This is a genomic window from Agrobacterium sp. A3-95 (assembly GCF_053521785.1).
This window is the reverse complement of sequence record NZ_JBNWDR010000007.1, coordinates 273,944-291,997: the sequence shown is the minus strand read 5'-3', so window position 1 is coordinate 291,997 and position 18,054 is coordinate 273,944. Positions and strand designations below refer to the sequence as shown.

Annotated in this window: 17 protein-coding genes and 2 pseudogenes; 16 read left to right on the top strand and 3 right to left on the bottom strand. The window is 58.8% G+C overall.

What is annotated here, in order from left to right:
• Nucleotides 1–100: 100 nt before the first annotated feature.
• From ACQZ5Y_RS19390 to ACQZ5Y_RS19375, 4 genes and pseudogenes are all read left to right on the top strand, one after another.
• Nucleotides 101–394, top strand: a pseudogene (locus tag ACQZ5Y_RS19390) (site-specific integrase); the annotation flags it as partial.
• 294 nt (nt 395–688) lie between these two features.
• Nucleotides 689–862: a hypothetical protein gene (locus ACQZ5Y_RS19385; protein WP_174059912.1), complete on the top strand. Its 174-nt coding sequence runs from the start codon at nt 689–691 to the stop codon at nt 860–862.
• Nucleotides 863–877: 15 nt separating this feature from the next.
• On the top strand, nt 878–1,903 hold the full coding sequence (gene rsgA / locus ACQZ5Y_RS19380; RefSeq protein WP_174059913.1) for a ribosome small subunit-dependent GTPase A: 1,026 nt from the start codon (nt 878–880) through the stop codon (nt 1,901–1,903).
• A 372-nt stretch (nt 1,904–2,275) separates the two neighbouring features.
• Nucleotides 2,276–3,484, top strand: a complete 1,209-nt coding sequence (locus tag ACQZ5Y_RS19375) for an MFS transporter (RefSeq protein WP_174059914.1) — start codon at nt 2,276–2,278, stop codon at nt 3,482–3,484.
• Nucleotides 3,485–3,584: 100 nt separating this feature from the next.
• On the opposite strand, the gene ACQZ5Y_RS19370 is transcribed toward ACQZ5Y_RS19375, so the two are convergent.
• Nucleotides 3,585–4,673, bottom strand: a complete 1,089-nt coding sequence (locus ACQZ5Y_RS19370) for a hypothetical protein (RefSeq protein WP_112350673.1) — start codon at nt 4,671–4,673, stop codon at nt 3,585–3,587.
• Nucleotides 4,674–5,020: 347 nt separating this feature from the next.
• Here ACQZ5Y_RS19370 and ACQZ5Y_RS19365 point away from each other — a divergent pair, with 347 nt between their 5' ends.
• The 8 genes and pseudogenes from ACQZ5Y_RS19365 to ACQZ5Y_RS19330 form a co-directional block, all read left to right on the top strand.
• On the top strand, nt 5,021–5,458 hold the full coding sequence (locus tag ACQZ5Y_RS19365; RefSeq protein WP_112278185.1) for a hypothetical protein: 438 nt from the start codon (nt 5,021–5,023) through the stop codon (nt 5,456–5,458).
• A 129-nt stretch (nt 5,459–5,587) separates the two neighbouring features.
• The gene (locus ACQZ5Y_RS19360; RefSeq protein ID WP_174059915.1) at nt 5,588–6,097 is read left to right on the top strand and encodes a cytochrome P460 family protein; all 510 of its coding nucleotides are present in this window, start codon (nt 5,588–5,590) and stop codon (nt 6,095–6,097) included.
• Nucleotides 6,098–6,280: 183 nt separating this feature from the next.
• Nucleotides 6,281–8,026, top strand: coding sequence for a cytochrome c biogenesis protein DipZ (locus tag ACQZ5Y_RS19355; protein ID WP_034502378.1), 1,746 nt, complete (start codon nt 6,281–6,283; stop codon nt 8,024–8,026).
• A 46-nt stretch (nt 8,027–8,072) separates the two neighbouring features.
• Complete coding sequence (locus ACQZ5Y_RS19350) at nt 8,073–8,831, top strand: alpha/beta hydrolase (RefSeq protein ID WP_174059916.1); 759 nt, start codon at nt 8,073–8,075, stop codon at nt 8,829–8,831.
• Between the two features lie 201 nt (nt 8,832–9,032).
• Complete coding sequence (locus ACQZ5Y_RS19345; RefSeq protein WP_019566316.1) at nt 9,033–10,079, top strand: alpha/beta fold hydrolase; 1,047 nt, start codon at nt 9,033–9,035, stop codon at nt 10,077–10,079.
• Between the two features lie 95 nt (nt 10,080–10,174).
• Nucleotides 10,175–10,915 carry a response regulator gene (locus tag ACQZ5Y_RS19340; RefSeq protein ID WP_003508322.1) on the top strand — a complete coding sequence of 247 codons (741 nt, stop codon included), beginning with the start codon at nt 10,175–10,177 and terminating at the stop codon, nt 10,913–10,915.
• A complete protein-coding gene (locus ACQZ5Y_RS19335) occupies nt 10,912–12,228 on the top strand; it encodes an ATP-binding protein (RefSeq protein ID WP_019566317.1) in 1,317 nt (438 codons plus the stop codon). Before ACQZ5Y_RS19340 ends, ACQZ5Y_RS19335 begins: the two co-directional genes overlap by 4 nt.
• 112 nt (nt 12,229–12,340) lie before the next feature.
• Nucleotides 12,341–12,472 (top strand): annotated as a pseudogene (locus tag ACQZ5Y_RS19330) (integrase); the annotation flags it as partial.
• Nucleotides 12,473–12,486: 14 nt separating this feature from the next.
• On the opposite strand, the gene ACQZ5Y_RS19325 reads toward ACQZ5Y_RS19330, so the two are convergent.
• Both ACQZ5Y_RS19325 and ACQZ5Y_RS19320 read right to left on the bottom strand, forming a co-directional pair.
• Entirely contained in the window at nt 12,487–12,900 is a 414-nt protein-coding gene (locus ACQZ5Y_RS19325) for a type II toxin-antitoxin system VapC family toxin (RefSeq protein WP_019566318.1), read from the bottom strand.
• Complete coding sequence (locus ACQZ5Y_RS19320) at nt 12,897–13,145, bottom strand: type II toxin-antitoxin system VapB family antitoxin (RefSeq protein ID WP_006313527.1); 249 nt, start codon at nt 13,143–13,145, stop codon at nt 12,897–12,899. The genes ACQZ5Y_RS19325 and ACQZ5Y_RS19320 overlap by 4 nt, the downstream gene beginning before the upstream one ends.
• Nucleotides 13,146–13,722: 577 nt before the next feature.
• Between ACQZ5Y_RS19320 and ACQZ5Y_RS19315 the strand changes: the two genes are divergently transcribed.
• The 4 genes from ACQZ5Y_RS19315 to ACQZ5Y_RS19300 all read left to right on the top strand — a co-directional run bounded on the left by ACQZ5Y_RS19315 (nt 13,723) and on the right by ACQZ5Y_RS19300 (nt 18,008).
• Nucleotides 13,723–14,139: an organic hydroperoxide resistance protein gene (locus tag ACQZ5Y_RS19315; protein WP_019566319.1), complete on the top strand. Its 417-nt coding sequence runs from the start codon at nt 13,723–13,725 to the stop codon at nt 14,137–14,139.
• Nucleotides 14,117–14,275, top strand: coding sequence for a hypothetical protein (locus tag ACQZ5Y_RS19310; protein WP_155846277.1), 159 nt, complete (start codon nt 14,117–14,119; stop codon nt 14,273–14,275). The genes ACQZ5Y_RS19315 and ACQZ5Y_RS19310 overlap by 23 nt, the downstream gene beginning before the upstream one ends.
• A gap of 291 nt (nt 14,276–14,566) precedes the next feature.
• Nucleotides 14,567–15,376: a cyclase family protein gene (locus ACQZ5Y_RS19305; protein WP_065663144.1), complete on the top strand. Its 810-nt coding sequence runs from the start codon at nt 14,567–14,569 to the stop codon at nt 15,374–15,376.
• Nucleotides 15,377–16,130: 754 nt separating this feature from the next.
• Nucleotides 16,131–18,008, top strand: a complete 1,878-nt coding sequence (locus tag ACQZ5Y_RS19300; protein ID WP_013761236.1) for a TRAP transporter large permease — start codon at nt 16,131–16,133, stop codon at nt 18,006–18,008.
• Nucleotides 18,009–18,054: the final 46 nt, after the last annotated feature.

Genomic DNA, 18,054 nt, shown 5'->3' with positions numbered 1-18,054 from the left:
TGATTGCTGTTAATGCGTGTGATTGCTGCGCCGGGATAATCCTTGGACCCGTCTTCGGGGGCATCCTGCGCATGACCGACAATGAACGTTGGAGGTCACGATGGCGACAATTCGGAAACTCAGAGGGCGCTTGCAAGCACAGGTGCGACGGCGCGGTATGAAGCCGCGCTGCAAAAGCTTCGACACCAACCTGGAAGCCGAAAAGTGGGTACGCGACCTCGAAGCACAGGTCGATAGGTTCGGCGCCGCCCCAGATACGAAAATACTTGAATCCACCACGCTCGGACAGCTTCTTGAACGATACCAGCGCGAAGTCTCGCCTCTGAAGCGTGGTGCTGTCCAAGAGATACAGTGGATCGACGTGCTTCGCCGCCATGATCTCGCCCATCTGACTTCCTCTCGATCAGCGTCGACATTACCGACCGAGCGGAGGACGTATTACGCAGCTGGCTCCAGGGGTTCCCGATCAAAGTTACTGCGGCGCGCGGCGGCGAATCAAATGATCTCAATCTAGTGATTTTTCCTGAAGCATTAAATTCAGCATTCAGGACAGAGGCTGCCACAGCCAGCGCTTCCGATTGATTGATACGCAGCCAAACAAAAAATTAGCGCAAATGCCAGTGAAAACCGGTAACGTTGCCCGGCGCCATCTCGCGACCAGAGATGATAACCAACTGAAGGACTTCTGATGGGCTGGAAAACGCCGAAATTCGAGTACGTAAATGGCTACAAAATCGTTGAAGTCGACGGTCCGATCTTCAAGGTATTCGACGGCAATCGTCAACTCGGAGACGATTTTTCCTATTCCGGCGAGGCTATTGCTCACGCTAACTTCTTGCCGAAACGCGAGCCGCACCAGTAGGCGAGAACACGGCTGATGACGGTCCCACTTCCTTCGACACTGGAGCAGCTCGGCTGGTCTGCGTTTTTTGCGGATCAACTCAAAGACGGCGACGCTGGCCTTGCGTCCAGGCGTATATCATCTGTCCACCGCTCGCGCATCGAGGCAATCGATATGACGGGGCCCGTTCGCCTGGAGCTCCCGGGCAATAGCAATGCGGCCGACTTCGCAGTCGGAGACTGGATACTTGCCGACCCGCTGACGGGCATGTTTGTCAAACGTCTCGACCGAAAAAGCCTGTTCCAGCGAAGGCCGGAAGGCGGACGTGGCCTGCAACTCATTGCCGCCAATGTCGACACCCTACTGGTAGTTACATCGTGCAATGCAGATTTCGATTCCGCACGTCTCGAACGTTATCTGATAATGGCGGATCAAGCCGGAAGCGAACCGGTCATCGTCCTGACCAAAGCCGATACTGCGGAAGACGTCGGCCGGTTTCAATCACTGGCGGAGGCACTGCAACGCAACCTGCCAGTCATAGCGCTTAATGGACGCTCGGCCGATGCTGTCGCCTTGTTGAGGCCATGGTTGGGTAAAGGTCAGACCATCGCGCTGGTAGGGTCCTCCGGCGTTGGAAAGTCAACGCTTGTAAATACGCTGACCGGATCTGATACGAACCAGAAAACCGGCACTATTCGTGAATATGATGCGCAGGGTCGGCACACCACGACGGCGCGATCCCTGCATGCGGTTTCAGGCGGCGGCTGGGTCATAGACACGCCGGGTATAAGGAAGCTCTATGTCAGCGACGTTACCAACGGAATAGATACGCTGTTTGCCGAGATTACCGAGCTGGCGCCGTTGTGCCGGTTTCGCGACTGTACCCATGCTCATGAGCCAGGATGCGCCGTTCAAGGCGCTGTCGCACGCGGCGAGCTTGGTGCCGATCGGCTAGAAAGGTGGCGATGTTTGCACGCTGAAAATGCCGACCGGACGCCAGTAATGAGCGGACCGCGCGGCAACAAGGTCAACAAGAAGAAGCATTATCTGCTTCGACCGTAGACATTCAATCCAGCGGCGTAAGCCTGATCAGGTCTTGAGCCTGCGAGTGTGACATAGGCATTCCCCTTTACGATCTACCACTCCCTCTAGTGCTTAAACGAATTCTCGCGATGCCATTTTAAAAACTGGGGATGCGGGCTTTCGTGAAAACCCACCGGCACGATCGCTCTTCCGGTCTTGTTGACAATATCTCGGATGCTGTCGCGATCGTTCGCATGAACGGTTGTTATCTGAAGCACTCGACTGCGCGCGAGCACACCCAACTTTGTGCAACGCACAAATTTCGGAGGAATAGTTATGAAATTCGGATTTTTAGATACATATCATCCGAAAAAATTCGTCTAAAACTCTCCCAACGCAAGGAGAGACACCATGACGGACACGACATCAGAATTTGATGGGTCAACGATTGGCCTGGAGGCCGCAGAAGAACCCGCATGGACCGCCGCAACCTGGTTTGCGGTTCTTTCGATGGCGGCCACCAGCTTTGCGCTGGTATCGGCCGAGTTTTTGCCAGCGGGATTGTTGACGCCGATGGCGCGCGATCTCGGCATTACTGAGGGTACAGCCGGACAGGTTGTTACGGCGACAGCCTCCGTGGGTGCTGTGACCGCGTTGCTGAGCAATGTTCTCATCGGCAAACTGAACCGCAAGACCGTGCTTGTCGGTCTCAGTGCGCTGGCGATCGGCTCCAACATTCTCGCATCAGTTGCTGCCGATTTCTGGCTGTTGCTGGTCGGCCGGGCCGGACTTGGTATTGCGCTCAGCGGCTTCTGGGCGCTTTCGGTTGCTGTCGTGGCGCGGCTCGTTGGCGCGAATTCGACCGGGCGCGGCATGGCTATCGTCACACTCGGCGTTTCACTCGCCACCATTGCGGCTCCCTCCATGGGCGCCTTGATCAGCGACTGGGTGGGATGGCGCATTGCCATGTCGATGACGGCGGGGCTCGCCGTCATTGCCATGCTGCTACAAATATTCAGCCTGCCCTCGCTGCCGGCAAGTACAAGCAACAGTCTTTCCGATGTTTTCCGCCTGACGCGGCGGCGCGGCGTTCAACTGGGGATGCTTGCGATCCTGTTGCTGATGACGGGGCATTTTGCCGGTTCGGTCTATGTGCGTCCCTTCCTCGAACAGGTGACGCTGCTTGAGACCACGCCGATTGCTCTCGCCCTGCTCGGCTTTGGCGTCGCTTCCGTGATCGGCAATGTGCTGGGAGGCCGCATGGCAGACACCAGTATCCGCCTCGCGCTCATCGTTACCGCCGCCCTGATGGCATTTGCGACGATTGCCCTCGTCCTATGGGGTGTTCATAGCAGCGCTGCATTCGCGCTCGTCGCGCTTTGGGGTCTTGCCTTTGGCATGGCGCCCGTGGTGCTGCCGACCAACCTTTCCCGCGGCGCACCCGATGCTCTGGAAGCGGCTGGCAGCCTGATGGTTGTTTCTTTCCAGGTGGCTATCAGTATCGGGGCAGTTGTCGGCGGATACATAGTAGATTCCTACGGTGCCACTGCGCCGCTGGCGCTGACCGCGATCCTGGCGGCATCCACGGTCGCACTTGCCTTGCTGCAGCGTCGCGATTGACCCTGTCCGTGACGGCAAATGCCTAAAACGAAAGTCCTGCCCGGAATTTGCTCCGGGCAGGACATTTGTGAAAAGCCGATTTTTCTTGCCGTCGCTCTGGTTACTTGCGGTAAGAAAGACCACCCCAGATACGGCCTTCGTCTCTGTGTCGGCCACCGTGTACTGCGCCGATATAAGCAGCGGCGGCAGAAACGAGCGCGGAAGCGGCCAGAAGGAACGCGGTCAGAATGCCTGCGACGCGCGCTTTTTCTGCGGCATCCGCAGCTTTGGCCTTGGCATCGTCCAACGCCTTCTGCGCCTCAGCCTTCAGGGTTTCGACCTGCTTCTGCGCTTCATCGACCTTCTTCTGCGCTTCCGCCCTCACGGCCTGCACGCGTTCAACCGTCTGGTTTACGCGCGTTTGCGCATCCGTCTGGCTGATGTTTGTGCGGGCAGCGACCTGGTTGGCAAGCCATGTTTTATCGGCATCGGATATCTCACCGGTTGCAAGCAGATTGCCGAGGATGCCGCTGATCTGGCGCTGATAATCGCCGGCGCTCTGGTCACCCGTCAGAGGGGCGGCGGGCGCGTCGGTTCTCAAAAGACTATCCGTGAAATAGTCGATTGGATTTGCTTTCAGGCCCTGCGGAAGCATTTGCTCGATGCTGGGCGCTGCCGCCTGACCGGCTCCTTGCGCCAGACCACCTGCTGCACTGCCAGCGCCGGAAATGATGCCGCCCGCAAGTTGGCCAGCACCCTGAACGGCGCCACCGACCGCGGAACCCGTTGCCTCAACCGCGGTCTGCGCCACGCTGCCGACAGCCTTGGCACCACCGGACAGCACGCCGAGCGCTAGAAACGCCGAGACGACTGTTCCGAGGCCCCACACGACCAGGCCATTCACGCCATCGCGGACGGTCAGTTCATTCCTGTCGGCAGCGCCGGCAGGCCGACGCATGCGGCCGGCAATATAGCCACCCAGCATGTAGGAGCCGACCATGGAAATGATGACGAAGAGCGCGGTTATGATGAGCCAGACTGTGCTGATCTCGCCACCATTGTCCGCCGAGATTGAACTCAGGCCTAGGCCGCCAGCAAATGCGGTGAGAACAGCCATGGCGCCCGAGGATATTACGGCACCAGCGAAAATCGCTGGCCAATCCACATAGCTGCGGTTTGGATTCGTTTCGATACCCGTTGGATCAACCATCAGCGTAGTCCCAACAATGAGAGGATGAACAGGACGACGACGACGAGGCCGACTAGATAGATGATGGAATTCATGCGATCTCCTCCGAATGGACGATCAATCCTCCGCGTAGCGGCGATTATATGCAGTGGGACATGCGAGCTGATTGCTCCTTCACCAAACTCGCCGCGCTCCAAAAAGTTTCACGACTTCTCGTTGCTTCGGAATGATTTTGCGCAATTCCGCCGGCGAGGTGACGAAAGAAATGTGCTCGTGGTCGCCAAAGAGACGTCGCCGAACGCAGGCAAGCAGCATGACCAGCCAGACACAAGCCACCCGAACCAGATTGCGACCGAAGGAGATATACCATGTCTGCAATCGATCGAATTGGCTCCACCGCCTCGCTTTACATACGCCCGCGGCCACAGGACGTTCCCCAAGCCGTGCCGAATACCACACCCGAACGGTCGGCATCGTTGATCGGAGGGGGCGCCGCGCCTTCGCTCTCCTCCAATCTTGCCAACGCACTCTGGTCGCTCCGGGAGCAAGAGGGCGGAATAGAAGAGACGCCGCTTGAGGGCGGCGGCACAGGCTCGGATGAGGACGAGCTTAGCCGCTGGGCAAATATGAGCCTTGGCGAGAAAATCCGGGCCCAATACCTGGAGGCGCGGGGATTGTCCGAAGGCGACCTTGCCGCGATGCCACCCGACGAGAGGAAGGCAATAGAGGACGAGATCCAGAAAGCGATAAAGTTCGCGATGGAGGCTCCAAAAGACGATGACGTGAGCGTGCTCGCCGGCCTTTAAGCGTAACATGCCTCCGGGGGCACTGCGCACTGCTACGATCTGATACATAAATGCGGGTTTCAGGAAACATGCCGGATACCTGCAGGGCAGATCATTGCCTGATCTATTTCGGATCAGGCAGGATATCCCATGAAGAGGCAGATTTTCTTCGCCGTCGCCCTATCGGGTGCGGCAGCAGGTTTTGGAACCGTTTATTCGAACTCAGCGGACACGCCGCCGGAACTTGCTTCTCCCATCTATGGTGTCACGCTTCCTGAAGGATATCGTGACTGGAAGTTCATCGCGCCCGCGCAGGAAGCGCCGCCGCTGGACGAGCTTCGCGCGGTTCTGGCAAACGATATCGCCGTCGACGCCTACAAGAGCGGAACCCTGCCCTTTCCCGACGGCTCGATACTGGTGAAGCTCGCCTATAAGCGGCAGCAATCCACGGAGTTTCCGCCGGCCACGGTTCCAGGCGCGGCGACCACTGTGCAGGTGATGGTGAAAGACTCCAGGAAATATGCCGCCAGCCACGGCTGGGGCTTCGGGCGGTTTGTCAACGGCAAGCCGGTGGATGCCGCCCAGCATGAGACGTGCCTCTCCTGCCACGAGGGCAACGTCAAGGACCATGATTTCGTCTTTACGCGATATGTACAGTAACCGATGCCGGGGCTCCGGCGATTTCGCTTTCGCGACTGTTCGCGGAAAGGCGGCCTCTACACTCGATTACAAATTCACCGAAGCCCCGACACATCGGGGATACGTGACGTCGGGAAATTGGTGCCATCGCCGGGTCGCCTTCGCCGCCCGGAGCCGCGAACCCCAGCCTGAAAGGACACGATGATGACGTTTCTGATCATTGCCTATCTCGGAGGGGCGCTGACAATTCTCAGCCCCTGTATCCTGCCCATCCTTCCCTTCGTTTTTGCGCGGGCGGGACAACCGTTCCTGCGCAGCACGCTGCCCCTGCTTACGGGAATGGCGGCAACCTTTTGCGCCGTCGCGACGCTGGCGGCGGTGGGCGGCAGCTGGGCAATCAGCGCCAATGAATATGGCCGGCTCGCGGCTCTTGCGCTGCTTGCGGTCTTCGGCGTCGGCCTGATTTCTCCACGCGCGGCCAGCATCATCACCCGCCCGGTCGTTGAACTCGGTAACCGGCTCGCCAATGCCGCCGGCAAGCCCGGGTCAGTACCGACGATTGCGGGCTCGCTGATACTCGGCATCGCCACCGGCCTTTTGTGGGCACCCTGCGCGGGACCAATCCTCGGGCTTGTCCTGACGGGGGCGGCCCTGAAGGGGGCCAATCTGGAAACGAGCCTGCTGCTTGCCGCCTATGCCGCCGGGGCAGCGACATCCCTTGCCGTTGCCATCCTCATCGGCGGCCGGGTATTTGCGGGTATGAAGCGGTCTCTGGGTTTTAGCGAGCGGATCCGCCAGGCGCTTGGCGCGGCGGTGCTTGCCGGCGTCACGGTCATCGCGCTCGGTCTGGATACAGGTTTCCTGTCGCAGATTTCCTATGCGAGCACGGCATCCTTCGAACAGCAGGTGCTCGATCGGCTCCACACCGCCAAAGCGCCTGAAGCGGCGGGCGCCAGCGCCAGCGCTGCTGCGGCCCGGTCGGAGCTGCCGGTTGAGGGCAAGGCTCCATCCCTCGATGGCGCCAACGAGTGGCTCAATTCCCCGCCGCTCACGCGCGAACAATTGCGTGGCAAGGTCGTCCTCATCGACTTCTGGACCTATTCCTGCATCAACTGCATCCGCACCATTCCTTACGTGCGCGCCTGGGCGGACAAATACCGGGACCAGGGCCTCGTCGTCATCGGTGTCCACGCACCCGAATTCGCCTTTGAAAAGAAGATCGACAATGTCAGGCAGGCCGTCGCCGGCTTCAAGATCGATTACCCGGTGGCGATCGATAATGATTACAAGATCTGGCGCGCCTTTGATAACAGCTATTGGCCGGCGCATTACCTGATCGATGCCAAGGGCCAGATCCGCTACCACCATTTCGGCGAGGGCAACTACCGGCAGACCGAAGAGGCGATCCAGGACCTGCTGCGTGAAGCCGGTAGTAGCGCTTCCTCCAGTGCACCGGTGAGTCCGGAGACGACAGGGGCTGAAGCCGGTGCGGATATCGGGCACATGCGCTCCGGCGAAACCTATATCGGCTACCGACAGGCTGAGAATTTTGCATCTAACGAGGCGGTGCGCGCGGACACGCCGCGCGACTACTCCGTCACGACGCCTTCTCTCAACGAATGGGGACTTTCCGGTACCTGGACGGTTGGCGCGGAGGCGGCCACACTTGATGCGGCTGATGGCGGCATAACCTACCGCTTCAGCGCCCGTGACCTGCATCTGGTCCTTGGGCCGGCAAGCGCCGGAAAACCGGTTCGTTTCCAGGTCACCATCGACGGGCATCCGCCGCGCGCAGATCACGGCATCGACACGGACGCCGAGGGCAACGGCGTTGTTACCTCAACCCGTCTTTACCAGCTCGTCCGCCAGTCCGGCACCGTCGAAGCGAGAACCTTTGCCATCCGCTTCCTCGACCCCGGCGTGCAGGCCTATGCCTTCACGTTTGGCTGAATCTGCATTTTCCTTCCCTTTCACATTAAACCAAAGGAAAAACATGATGCACCGTCGTCTCATGCCAAAATTCGCGATTGCCATCGCAACCGCACTGATCGCTTTTGCCGCACATGCGGCGGAGGTGAAGAATATCGTCATAGTCCATGGCGCGCTGGCCGATGGCTCGGCCTGGCGCCGCGCGACAGAGATCCTTCAAAGCCGCGGTTTCAACGTCACGATCGTGCAGGAGCCAATCACCTCGCTTGCCGATGATGTAGCGGCCACCAACCGTGTCCTCGATCTCCAGCAGGGCCCCAGCCTGCTCGTCGGGCACAGCTACGGCGGCATGGTGATTTCGGAAGCCGGTAACCGGCCGGATGTGGCCGGGCTGGTCTATGTCGCCGCCTTCCAGCCGAAGAAGGAAGAGAGCCTTCTCGACCTCGCCGGCTCCAAACCGCCGGCCGGCAACGGCATCAAGCCGACGAAGGATGGCGCGTTCCTTTATCTCGATCCGGCCGTCTTTGGACAAGATTTCGCCGGCGATCTGCCGCATGAGGACGCAACCTTCATGGCAAGAAGTCAGGTCTTCGCCGCCAAGGCCGCCTTTGCCGCCAAGGCCGGCGAACCCGCCTGGGAAACCAAAAAAAGCTGGTCGATCGTCGCAACGCAGGATAGGTCGATCAACCCCGATCTCGAGCGCGACATGGCCAAGCGCGCTGGCAGCGCGGTGACCGAGATTGCGGCAAGCCATGCGGTCTTCGCCTCCCAGCCCGATAAGGTTGCAGACGTCATCGAACAGGCCGCCCGGCAATCCTCAAAGTAAGCGCACCTCGGTAAGATCAAATGCAGCCGCCCTAGACAACGGGGCGGCTGTTTGCGTTGGAAGGGCGAGCCAAATGTATCAGTCTGTATCCGGAATGCGCCCTGCTACAAAACCATTCACATTCGCCTCCCTTGGGACACATCGAGGATACACGCACCCCGCTACCTGTCCGGCATCCAACACGGACAGGAGAGATAGCAAATGACTTCCGAGATCAATTTCCAACGCCGCCGCTTCTTCGGCATTGCCGCAATGACGGTTGCCGCCGTCGAATTCGGGGCCACAGGCCTTGCTCATGCCAAGGGCGAAGCGCCTGCGCCTCAACCGTCAACCGGACGCGACGGAGCGACCTCCTTTGGCGCCCTTAAGCAGGTTGAAGCGGGTGTACTCAGCGTCGGTTACGCAGAAGCCGGCCCCGCAGACGGCCCAGTCGTGCTGCTGTTGCACGGATGGCCTTATGACATCTACAGCTATGTTGATGTCGCACCCATCCTTGCATCGGCTGGATATCGGGTACTCATCCCCTATCTGCGCGGATATGGCACGACCCGTTTTCTCTCGGACGACACGGCACGCAACGGACAGCAGGCGGCGCTTGCGGTCGACATGATTGCCTTTCTCGACGCACTCGGCGTCAAACAGGCCGTCGTGGCAGGTTATGACTGGGGCGCTCGCACCGCCGACATCATGGCCGCACTCTGGCCCGAGCGTTGCACCGGGCTCGTATCGGTCAGCGGCTATCTCATCGGCAGTCAGGAAATCAACAGAAAGCCACTTCCGCCCAAGGCGGAACTTTCGTGGTGGTATCAGTTCTATTTCGCGACGGAACGCGGCCGTGCGGGCTACGCAGCGAACACCCGCGACTTCGTGCGCCTGATCTGGCAGACGGCATCTCCGACCTGGAAATTCAGTAACGAGACCTTCAATCGTTCGGCCCCCGCATTCGACAATCCCGACCATGTGGCCATCACCATCCATAACTACCGCTGGCGGTTGGCACTGGCAGACGGGGAAGCCAAGTACGATAATTACGAGCGCCAGCTTGCAAAACTTCCCGTCATCACCGTGCCGACGATAACATTGGAAGGCGACGCCAACGGTGCTCCGCATCCGGACCCTTCCGCCTATGCATCAAAGTTTTCCGGCAAATACCAGCACCGCAACATCAGCGGTGGCATAGGCCACAACCTTCCGCAGGAAGCGCCAGAGGCTTTTGCCAGGGCTGTTCTGGACGTCGCAAAGCTTTAAACTTGCCGAAGCCCGCGAACCGTTGTCTTACTGCATGTGACAGCGGGGCGCGCGGTAGCGGGCCACTCGAACCGTCCGGACGACGAAGGCATCCAATGGACCATATCGACCATATTCTCGTCGTGGACGACGACAGGGAAATCCGGGAGCTGGTCTCCAGCTACCTGAAGAAGAACGGCCTGCGTACGAGCGTGGCGGCCGATGGACGGCAGATGAGAAGTTTTCTCGACGGCAATACCGTCGATCTCATCGTGCTCGACGTGATGATGCCTGGCGATGACGGGCTAGTTCTATGCCGCGAGTTGCGGGCGGGGAAACACAAAGCCACGCCGGTGCTGATGCTGACCGCCCGGGATGACGAGATGGATCGCATTATCGGGCTCGAAATGGGCGCCGACGACTATCTGTCGAAGCCCTTCGCTGCCCGCGAACTTCTTGCGCGTATCAAAGCCATACTGCGCCGCACGCGGATGCTGCCTCCCAATCTGCAGATCAGCGAGGCCGGGCAGCTCCTGACCTTTGGTGAGTGGCGCCTCGACACGGTGGGCCGTCACCTGCTCGACAGGGAGGGCACGACCGTGGCCTTGAGCGGCGCTGAATACCGGCTCCTTAGGGTCTTCATCGATCATCCCCAGCGCGTCCTCAACCGGGACCAGCTGTTAAATCTCACTCAGGGCCGTGATGCCGAACTTTTCGACCGATCGATCGATCTTCTCGTGAGCCGCGTGCGCCAAAGGCTGGGGGATGACGCGCGCGAACCCGTCTACATCAAGACGGTGCGGGCGGAAGGCTATGTCTTTGCGGTGCCCGTGGAGATTTCGGAGCCGAGGATATGAACGGCCCACGCCTGCTCGCCGGCTGGTGGCCGCGCTCGTTGCGGTCCAGACTTTTCATCATCCTGTTTGCGGGCCTCGCCATTGCCTACGGTCTGTCGTTCAGCATCCTCTTTGCCGAACGATATATGTCGGCAAAGGCGGTCATGCTCGGCACTCTTGAGCAGGATCTGGCTGTATCGATCGCCATAATCGACCGCCTGCCTGCGGAAGAGCGGGCGCAATGGGTCCATCGCCTGAGCCGCAGCAATTATCAGCTCGTCCTCGGCCCGGGTGTTCCAGGTGTTTCCGACATGTCTGGCCGCGGCGCTGAAATTGCGCAGAGGATCGAGGAGGCCGCAGGACACCGTTTCCCCGTCAAGGTCGAGTCCATTCCCGGCGACGGCAAGCGGCTTCAGGCGCATCTGACGCTATCGGACGGCTCGCCCCTCACAATTGACGTGACACCGCGCGGCGTGATGCCGCTGGCGGAGTGGCTGCCTTATGTCTTCGCCGCGCAGATGGCGCTTCTACTTCTGTGCACCTGGTTTGCAGTGCGACAGACGACCAGACCGCTCAGCGCGCTGGCTGCGGCAGCCGAAGCGTTGGATCCGGGGGAAAAGGGGTTGCCGATGAGTGAGAGCGGCCCAAGCGAAGTTGTCCACGCCGCCCGCGCCTTCAACGCAATGCGCGATCGCGTCGCCCAATATCTCGAGGAGCGGGTCCAGATTCTTGCGGCGATTTCGCACGACCTGCAGACGCCCATCACCCGGATGCGGTTGCGGGCCGACATGGCAGACGATACGCCGGAAAAGGAAAAGCTGGTCAGTGACCTGCGTGAAATCGAACGTCTAGTACAGGATGGTATCGCTTATGCACGCAGCGCTCATGGCAATGGCGAGAAATCCTCACGTATCGATCTGGCCTCTTTCATCGACAGCATAGCCTACGACTATCAGGATACCGGAAAAGCAGTCACGGTTGACGGTATGGTGCGCGGCACAGTATCGACAAAGCCACATGCCCTGCGAAGAATCCTGACGAACTTGATAGATAACGCGCTCAAATTCGGAGGCAGTGCGGAAATCAACGTCGACCGGCGCACTGAAGGCACCGTGGTCATCACGGTGCTCGATCGTGGGCCGGGCATCCCCGACGAGATGCTGCAAAATGCCATGCAGCCCTTTTTCCGGATTGAAACATCGAGAAACCGCGACACCGGCGGAACAGGACTCGGACTTGCGATCGCGCAGCAGCTCGCCGGAACAATCGGCGGCTCGGTGCGCCTCTATAACAGGCAAGGCGGCGGGCTTGCAGCCGAGGTGGCTTTTGCCTGACAGGGACGCAGATTAACGATAAGTATCCCTTATCATTTGATCACCACGGACTCCGGAATAACGACAGCTTGGGCCCTAGCTGAAGTAAGCACTTCGCCAGATGGTGTGTGCGACCGAGGCTGCCAACCGCGGAATTCGCCTGCCAGAAGCCATGGAGCAATCACGCCACCGATCCGTCCAGCAAGCATCCAGCTATTATAACAGTGCTACACGGAGAAGCAGGCGAGCGGCCCGATTTTTGTAGATCGGATCTCACTGTTAGAATTGCCAGGGCGAGATCAATTCGAGCCCTGTCGTCTCGAAATCTTTGAGGTTTCGGGTCGCCAACCGGCCACCATTGATCCGCGCTATCGCCGCGATCATGCCGTCCGGAGCCGACATCCCCCTCCCCTGCCGCGCAGCCTCTCCCATGATATCGCCATAGGCCAATGCTGCTTCTTCCGTGAAGGCAAACATCTTGTCGGAGAACCGGCGACGCCAGCTCACAAGTCCCTCTTCCAGGCGATCGGCGCGCTGATCCGGCCTGATCTTTTGAATACCAAAAGCGATCTCGGCAACTGCAACCGTCGACAATGCCAATTCGGCGTCGTGACGAACCAGCCATGCTATGACTGCAGAATCGGGAGCTTTCTTCAAAGTCTCCGACATCACATTCGTGTCGAGAAAAATCAAAGCTCGACGCCTTTGTGAGCGCGTCTGTTTTCATCGATGATACTGTCGAAATCGATATCCGTACCCGACTGCGATGAAAGACGACTATAGAATTTCGCAGCGGGTTCACGTCCTGCCTCACGAGCCTCATATGTTTCGAGCGCGCGCTCGACGATATCGGCAATCGTGCGATTTTCTCGGCGGGCGAGCTTGTGTGCAAGGTCGCGCGCTTTGGAACTGCGGACAGATAGTTGCGGGGTTACCATTGAGTGCTCCTTCGTCTGGATCGAATATAGCTTAAATGAAGGTAGCCATCAAGATGGCATCTGCCATCTTGATGGCTACCTGTTGTTTTTTCGCACCCTTTGTTTCGGCCATCATGCATGTTCATTCCGCGTGGAGACAACACATCTCCCCCCCTGAACGCCGTGCTTTAAGCAACTTCTGCTGTAGACGGCCGCCAACGTGCATTTGATGCAGGTTATGTCATAGCTCCACCGAACGCCGCATTTCGAGCCTGATGACGTTGTACTTAGCTCATACACGCTTACAACCGGTCATTTTTTCGCGCATTTCTTATCTGTACAAAGCACCTGAAAAATGCGCGAAAATAACATGACAAAACGGCAAGCCGCCAATCCATCGCAGGTCCCCAAACGGGCCGCCGACCTGCCCACCGCAGAACTCCCACCAAAATATCGAAAAGGTGGCGTCTGAAGACCAGTAACAACGATACTTTTCGATACAGTTTTGCAGTTTCCGGAAACATGCCGGATACGCCGATTCGTCACAAAGCTCCTATCACGAAACGCCGCAGCAGCGGCACAATGAAAGGAGCCTCCCATGACCAAGATCGAGACTGTTCTTTATACCGGCAAGACCCACACGACCGGTGGGCGCGACGGATCGGCGCAAAGCGATGATGGCGCGCTTGGCATCAAGCTTTCCCCTCCGGGCAGCGGAAAGCCGGGCACGAATCCCGAGCAGCTTTTTGCGGCAGGCTGGTCGGCATGTTTCATCGGCGCCATGACAAAGGCGGCGGCAAAACACCAGCTCCGGCTTCCCGCCGACACCACTGTCGATGCGGAGGTTGACCTCGGCACGACGGGTGGCGAATTCTTTCTGCAGGCTCGCCTGTCGGTCAGCCTGCCCGGTATCGATCGTCCCATCGCGCAGACGATAATAGAAGATGCCCACCAGATCTGCCCCTATTCGAAGGCAACCAGGGGGAACATCGATGTTACGCTCATTCTCGCTTAAGCCGATGGTTTCCGCCCGCGCGCTTGTCATCGCCATCGTGTTTGCGGCGATATTTGCAGTGCCATGCGTATATGACGCAACATCCGACGAGCCCTCGCCGCTTGCGGGACTTCTGGGCGCGGTTTCATCGATCTGACCCAAGGAAACGGCTCGGCGCCCCGCCGCGGCCGTTTTCGCCAACACTTCTTCCTGCCATCCCTCTTAGCCGAGTTGCGCAACGCCCTGCGGCAAGCCGATAATCTGTCCACCACCCTTTCAAGACATCCGAGACCGGCCTGCCGGTGGGCAAGCGGGTACTGCCTATGGACGGCGGGCTGCCGAAACCGCCATCTGAACACGGGTCAAAAATCATGGAAGGTTATGTCTTGCTTCACTCCATCGTTGCGCTACGGTTGCGATCAGGGCTTTTCACTGGAGGGACTAAGGTATGTGCAACCATTGCGTGATCGAGAACGTGAAAAAGAACATGCTGTCGCGACGCTTGCTGTTCAAGGGCGCCGTGGCCGGTGTAACGGCGATGACGGCTGGCAGCCTCGCGGCCCCGGTGCTTGCGCAAACACCCAGACAGGTCATCGATCTCACACATACATATGACTCCACGTTCCCTACATTCGATGGCAAACCGGGCATAGAGTACGAATGGGCAGCTCAGATCGCCAAGGACGGTTATCAGCTCCACAAACTCACGATCTACGAACATACCGGAACGCATATTGACGCACCTTTCCACTTCAGCGCCGACGGGGCGAGTGTCGATCAGTTGGAACCGCAGAAACTTGTCGCGCCGCTGGTCATCATAGACATCACAGACCGCGCAAAAGAGGATGCTAATTCCACGATCGAGGCCGAAGACATCGAGCGCTGGATATCCGCAAATGGCGACATCCCGGCAGGTTCGATCGTCGCTCTGCGCTCCGGCTGGGCAACCAGAGTAAAGAGCCCCTCCTTCCGCAATGACGACGCCGGAAAATTTGCCTTCCCCGGTTTCGGCAAGTCGGCAACCGACCTTCTGCTCAAGCATGATACGGTCGCAATAGGTGTCGACACGCTCTCGCTTGATCCTGGCAACTCTGCCGATTTCGCAGTTCACAATTCCTGGCTCCCGGCAGGGCGCTACGGCATCGAAGGCCTCAACAACCTTGAGGCTTTGCCGGTAAAGGGCGCGACCATCGTCGTCGGCGCGCCTGCACATCGAGGCGGAACGGGTGGTCCGGCCCGGATTCTGGCTCTGGTCTGAACGTAGTATGCCGGGGCGCCCCCGCATGCAGCAACCGCTTACCTGCCGCATCAGATCAATCCGCTCAGCATCCGCCGCAGTCTTCGACGAAAGGCTGGGCGACGCGTCGCCCCGCGCTTGACAGGAAGAATTCCAAGCGGTGACGTCGCGAAGAACATATTGTCTTGCCGCATAACGTCAGGTCAAGAAACCACCGCAAGGGAAGGTTTCGATAGATAATCGACGCCTGTATTGCCGTTTAGGGAGCGCTCAGGCGCACCACCGTCATTTTCCCATAGCGCCCAGCGGTCGTCACGTCGCAACTCCTCCCACCCCCGCCAGTTAAGGCCAGGCAGACATGTTTTCCGGCTCTCTGGAACGCGACGCAGGCGTCCCGGATGTCCGGCGACCTGCTCTAATCGGTAGGCACGATTTGCATTGACTGGCCTTTGGACGAGGTGCCGCGCTGCAAGGCGATCATGAGGAATGAGGGCCACCATCAAGTATGGTCCACTATATGGACCTTATGGATGCGCAAATTAACTGCATAAATCCGTCTATTTACTGTTGATTTCATGAATTTTCCTGTGTATCCCGAATACATGATTTTGTAACGGTCCATATTGTGGAGGCAATATCCCGATACATTCAGACCTTTGGAGGGGTCTGGCCTGTCTGGCAACAACAGCTATCCTGATGTCGCGGTCGTGGCACGGACATCCTGTTTTGCAGACATGTTCATTGCGAAGGTTGTTCTGTGGGAGAGGAGGCCCCGATGACCATGACCGCAAACGCGAATGACGACGTATTTGTACTCGATGGCGAACTGTTGCACACCGGACAGGTAACAGGCTCCTGGTTCATGCGCCCCATCGAGGCCGTGGCGGCGGTGCTGCTGGCGGTGATGATCGGCCTGCTTCTGCTGGGCGTGACGTCACGTTATGCCCTACATCTGCCGATTGTCTGGATCGATGAAACGGCGTCCTTGTGCTTTCTGTGGTTTGCCATGCTGGGCGCGGCAATCGCCATCGATCGCAGTGAACACCTGCGCCTCACGCTGTTTCTCAACATGTTCCCGCAACGTGTTCTGGGCTATATCAATTCCCTGGCACTGGTGCTGGTGGCGACATTTCTTGCCGCAATCATCAAGCCCGCCATGGAATACGCCATCGAGGAGTGGGTGGTCACGTCAGCGGCGCTGAATATTCCGATGTCGTTTCGCGCTGCGGCGCTGCCGGTCGGCGCCTGTCTTATGCTGCTTTTGGTGCTCAACAATCTCTTCCGACGAGAAAATCTGCGCGATATCATTGCGGCCCTTGTAACGGTCGCGGTTGCCTCCGGCCTGCTCTATCTGGCATCGCCGATGCTGGAATCCCTCGGCAATTTTAATCTGGCGATCTTCCTCGGCCTGTTCGTTGCGGTATTTCTGGTGCTGGGCGTTCCGATTGCCTTCTGCTTCGGCCTTGGAACCCTCGCCTATCTGACCTTCACCACCTGGGTTCCGACCATTGTGATGATCGGGCGCATGGATGAGGGCATGTCGGGCATCATTCTGTTGTCAGTGCCAGTCTTCGTGCTGCTGGGCTGCGTGCTCGACGCGACCGGCATGGGTAAGGCGATTGTCGAGCTTCTGTCCTCGATGTTTGGCCACATTCGCGCTGGCATGTCCTATGTTCTGCTCGGTTCTCTGTTTCTTGTCTCCGGCATTTCCGGCTCCAAGGTTTCTGATATGGCAACCGTCGCACCGGCGCTGTTTCCGGAAATGAAGCGCCGTGGCCATAAACCCAAGGAAATGATCGCGCTTCTGGCCACCGGCGCCGCCATGGCCGATACGGTTCCGCCCTCAATCGTGCTGATCGTTCTGGGTTCGGCGGCAGGTGTGTCTATTGCCGGCCTCTTCACCTCCGGTTTCATGATTGCAATGGTACTGCTTCTGGTGCTTGCCGTTCTGGCCCGCTGGAAGGCGCGGGATGAAAACATGGAAGGCGCAAAGCGCACGCCATGGCCGCAGGTCGGCAAGGCAGCCCTGATTGCCGCACCGGCGCTCGTTCTGCCCTTCCTCATCCGCAGCCTGGTGGGCGGCGGTGTAGCCACGGCAACCGAAGTATCCACTATTGCCGTGCTCTACGCCATGATCGTCGGCGCAGTGCTTTATGGCGGCATCAGCCTCAGGAAGCTTTATTCGATGCTGGTCGAGACGGCAGCCCTTTCAGGGGCGATCCTGCTGATACTCGGCTGTGCATCGGCCATGGCCTGGGGGCTGACACAGAGCGGCTTTGCTTTCCAGCTGACCGCGATGATTACCGATCTTCCGGGCGGCTGGATGACCTACATGGTCGTGTCGATCCTGATTTTCATGATCCTGGGCTGCGTCCTGGAAGGACTGCCAGCGATCGTTCTGCTCGCGCCGATCATGTTTCCGATCGCCCGCACACTTGGGATCAATGACATCCATTATTCCATGGTCGTGGTGGTTGCCATGAATATCGGCCTGATGGCGCCGCCAATCGGTATCGGCTTTTACATCGCCTGCAAGATCGGCAACGTGTCGCCGGACGAAGCCATGGGTGCCATCTGGCCCTATCTCGCAGCCATGATCATCGGCCTGCTGCTGATTGCAGCAATCCCCGGATTTTCGACCATTCTGCTCTGAGACCGTGGCGGGTCCGCCCGCCACGCCGATGAATGATACCTGCTTT

Excerpts from the sequence above, each read along its gene's own strand:
- ACQZ5Y_RS19385 (WP_174059912.1), top strand. The coding sequence starts at position 689 with ATGGGCTGGAAAACGCCGAAATTCGAGTACGTAAATGGCTACAAAATC.
- rsgA (WP_174059913.1), top strand. The coding sequence starts at position 878 with ATGACGGTCCCACTTCCTTCGACACTGGAGCAGCTCGGCTGGTCTGCG.
- ACQZ5Y_RS19375 (WP_174059914.1), top strand. The coding sequence starts at position 2,276 with ATGACGGACACGACATCAGAATTTGATGGGTCAACGATTGGCCTGGAG.
- ACQZ5Y_RS19370 (WP_112350673.1), bottom strand. The coding sequence starts at position 4,673 with ATGGTTGATCCAACGGGTATCGAAACGAATCCAAACCGCAGCTATGTG.
- ACQZ5Y_RS19365 (WP_112278185.1), top strand. The coding sequence starts at position 5,021 with ATGTCTGCAATCGATCGAATTGGCTCCACCGCCTCGCTTTACATACGC.
- ACQZ5Y_RS19360 (WP_174059915.1), top strand. The coding sequence starts at position 5,588 with ATGAAGAGGCAGATTTTCTTCGCCGTCGCCCTATCGGGTGCGGCAGCA.
- ACQZ5Y_RS19355 (WP_034502378.1), top strand. The coding sequence starts at position 6,281 with ATGACGTTTCTGATCATTGCCTATCTCGGAGGGGCGCTGACAATTCTC.
- ACQZ5Y_RS19350 (WP_174059916.1), top strand. The coding sequence starts at position 8,073 with ATGCACCGTCGTCTCATGCCAAAATTCGCGATTGCCATCGCAACCGCA.
- ACQZ5Y_RS19345 (WP_019566316.1), top strand. The coding sequence starts at position 9,033 with ATGACTTCCGAGATCAATTTCCAACGCCGCCGCTTCTTCGGCATTGCC.
- ACQZ5Y_RS19340 (WP_003508322.1), top strand. The coding sequence starts at position 10,175 with ATGGACCATATCGACCATATTCTCGTCGTGGACGACGACAGGGAAATC.
- ACQZ5Y_RS19335 (WP_019566317.1), top strand. The coding sequence starts at position 10,912 with ATGAACGGCCCACGCCTGCTCGCCGGCTGGTGGCCGCGCTCGTTGCGG.
- ACQZ5Y_RS19320 (WP_006313527.1), bottom strand. The coding sequence starts at position 13,145 with ATGGTAACCCCGCAACTATCTGTCCGCAGTTCCAAAGCGCGCGACCTT.
- ACQZ5Y_RS19315 (WP_019566319.1), top strand. The coding sequence starts at position 13,723 with ATGACCAAGATCGAGACTGTTCTTTATACCGGCAAGACCCACACGACC.
- ACQZ5Y_RS19310 (WP_155846277.1), top strand. The coding sequence starts at position 14,117 with ATGTTACGCTCATTCTCGCTTAAGCCGATGGTTTCCGCCCGCGCGCTT.
- ACQZ5Y_RS19305 (WP_065663144.1), top strand. The coding sequence starts at position 14,567 with ATGTGCAACCATTGCGTGATCGAGAACGTGAAAAAGAACATGCTGTCG.
- ACQZ5Y_RS19300 (WP_013761236.1), top strand. The coding sequence starts at position 16,131 with ATGACCATGACCGCAAACGCGAATGACGACGTATTTGTACTCGATGGC.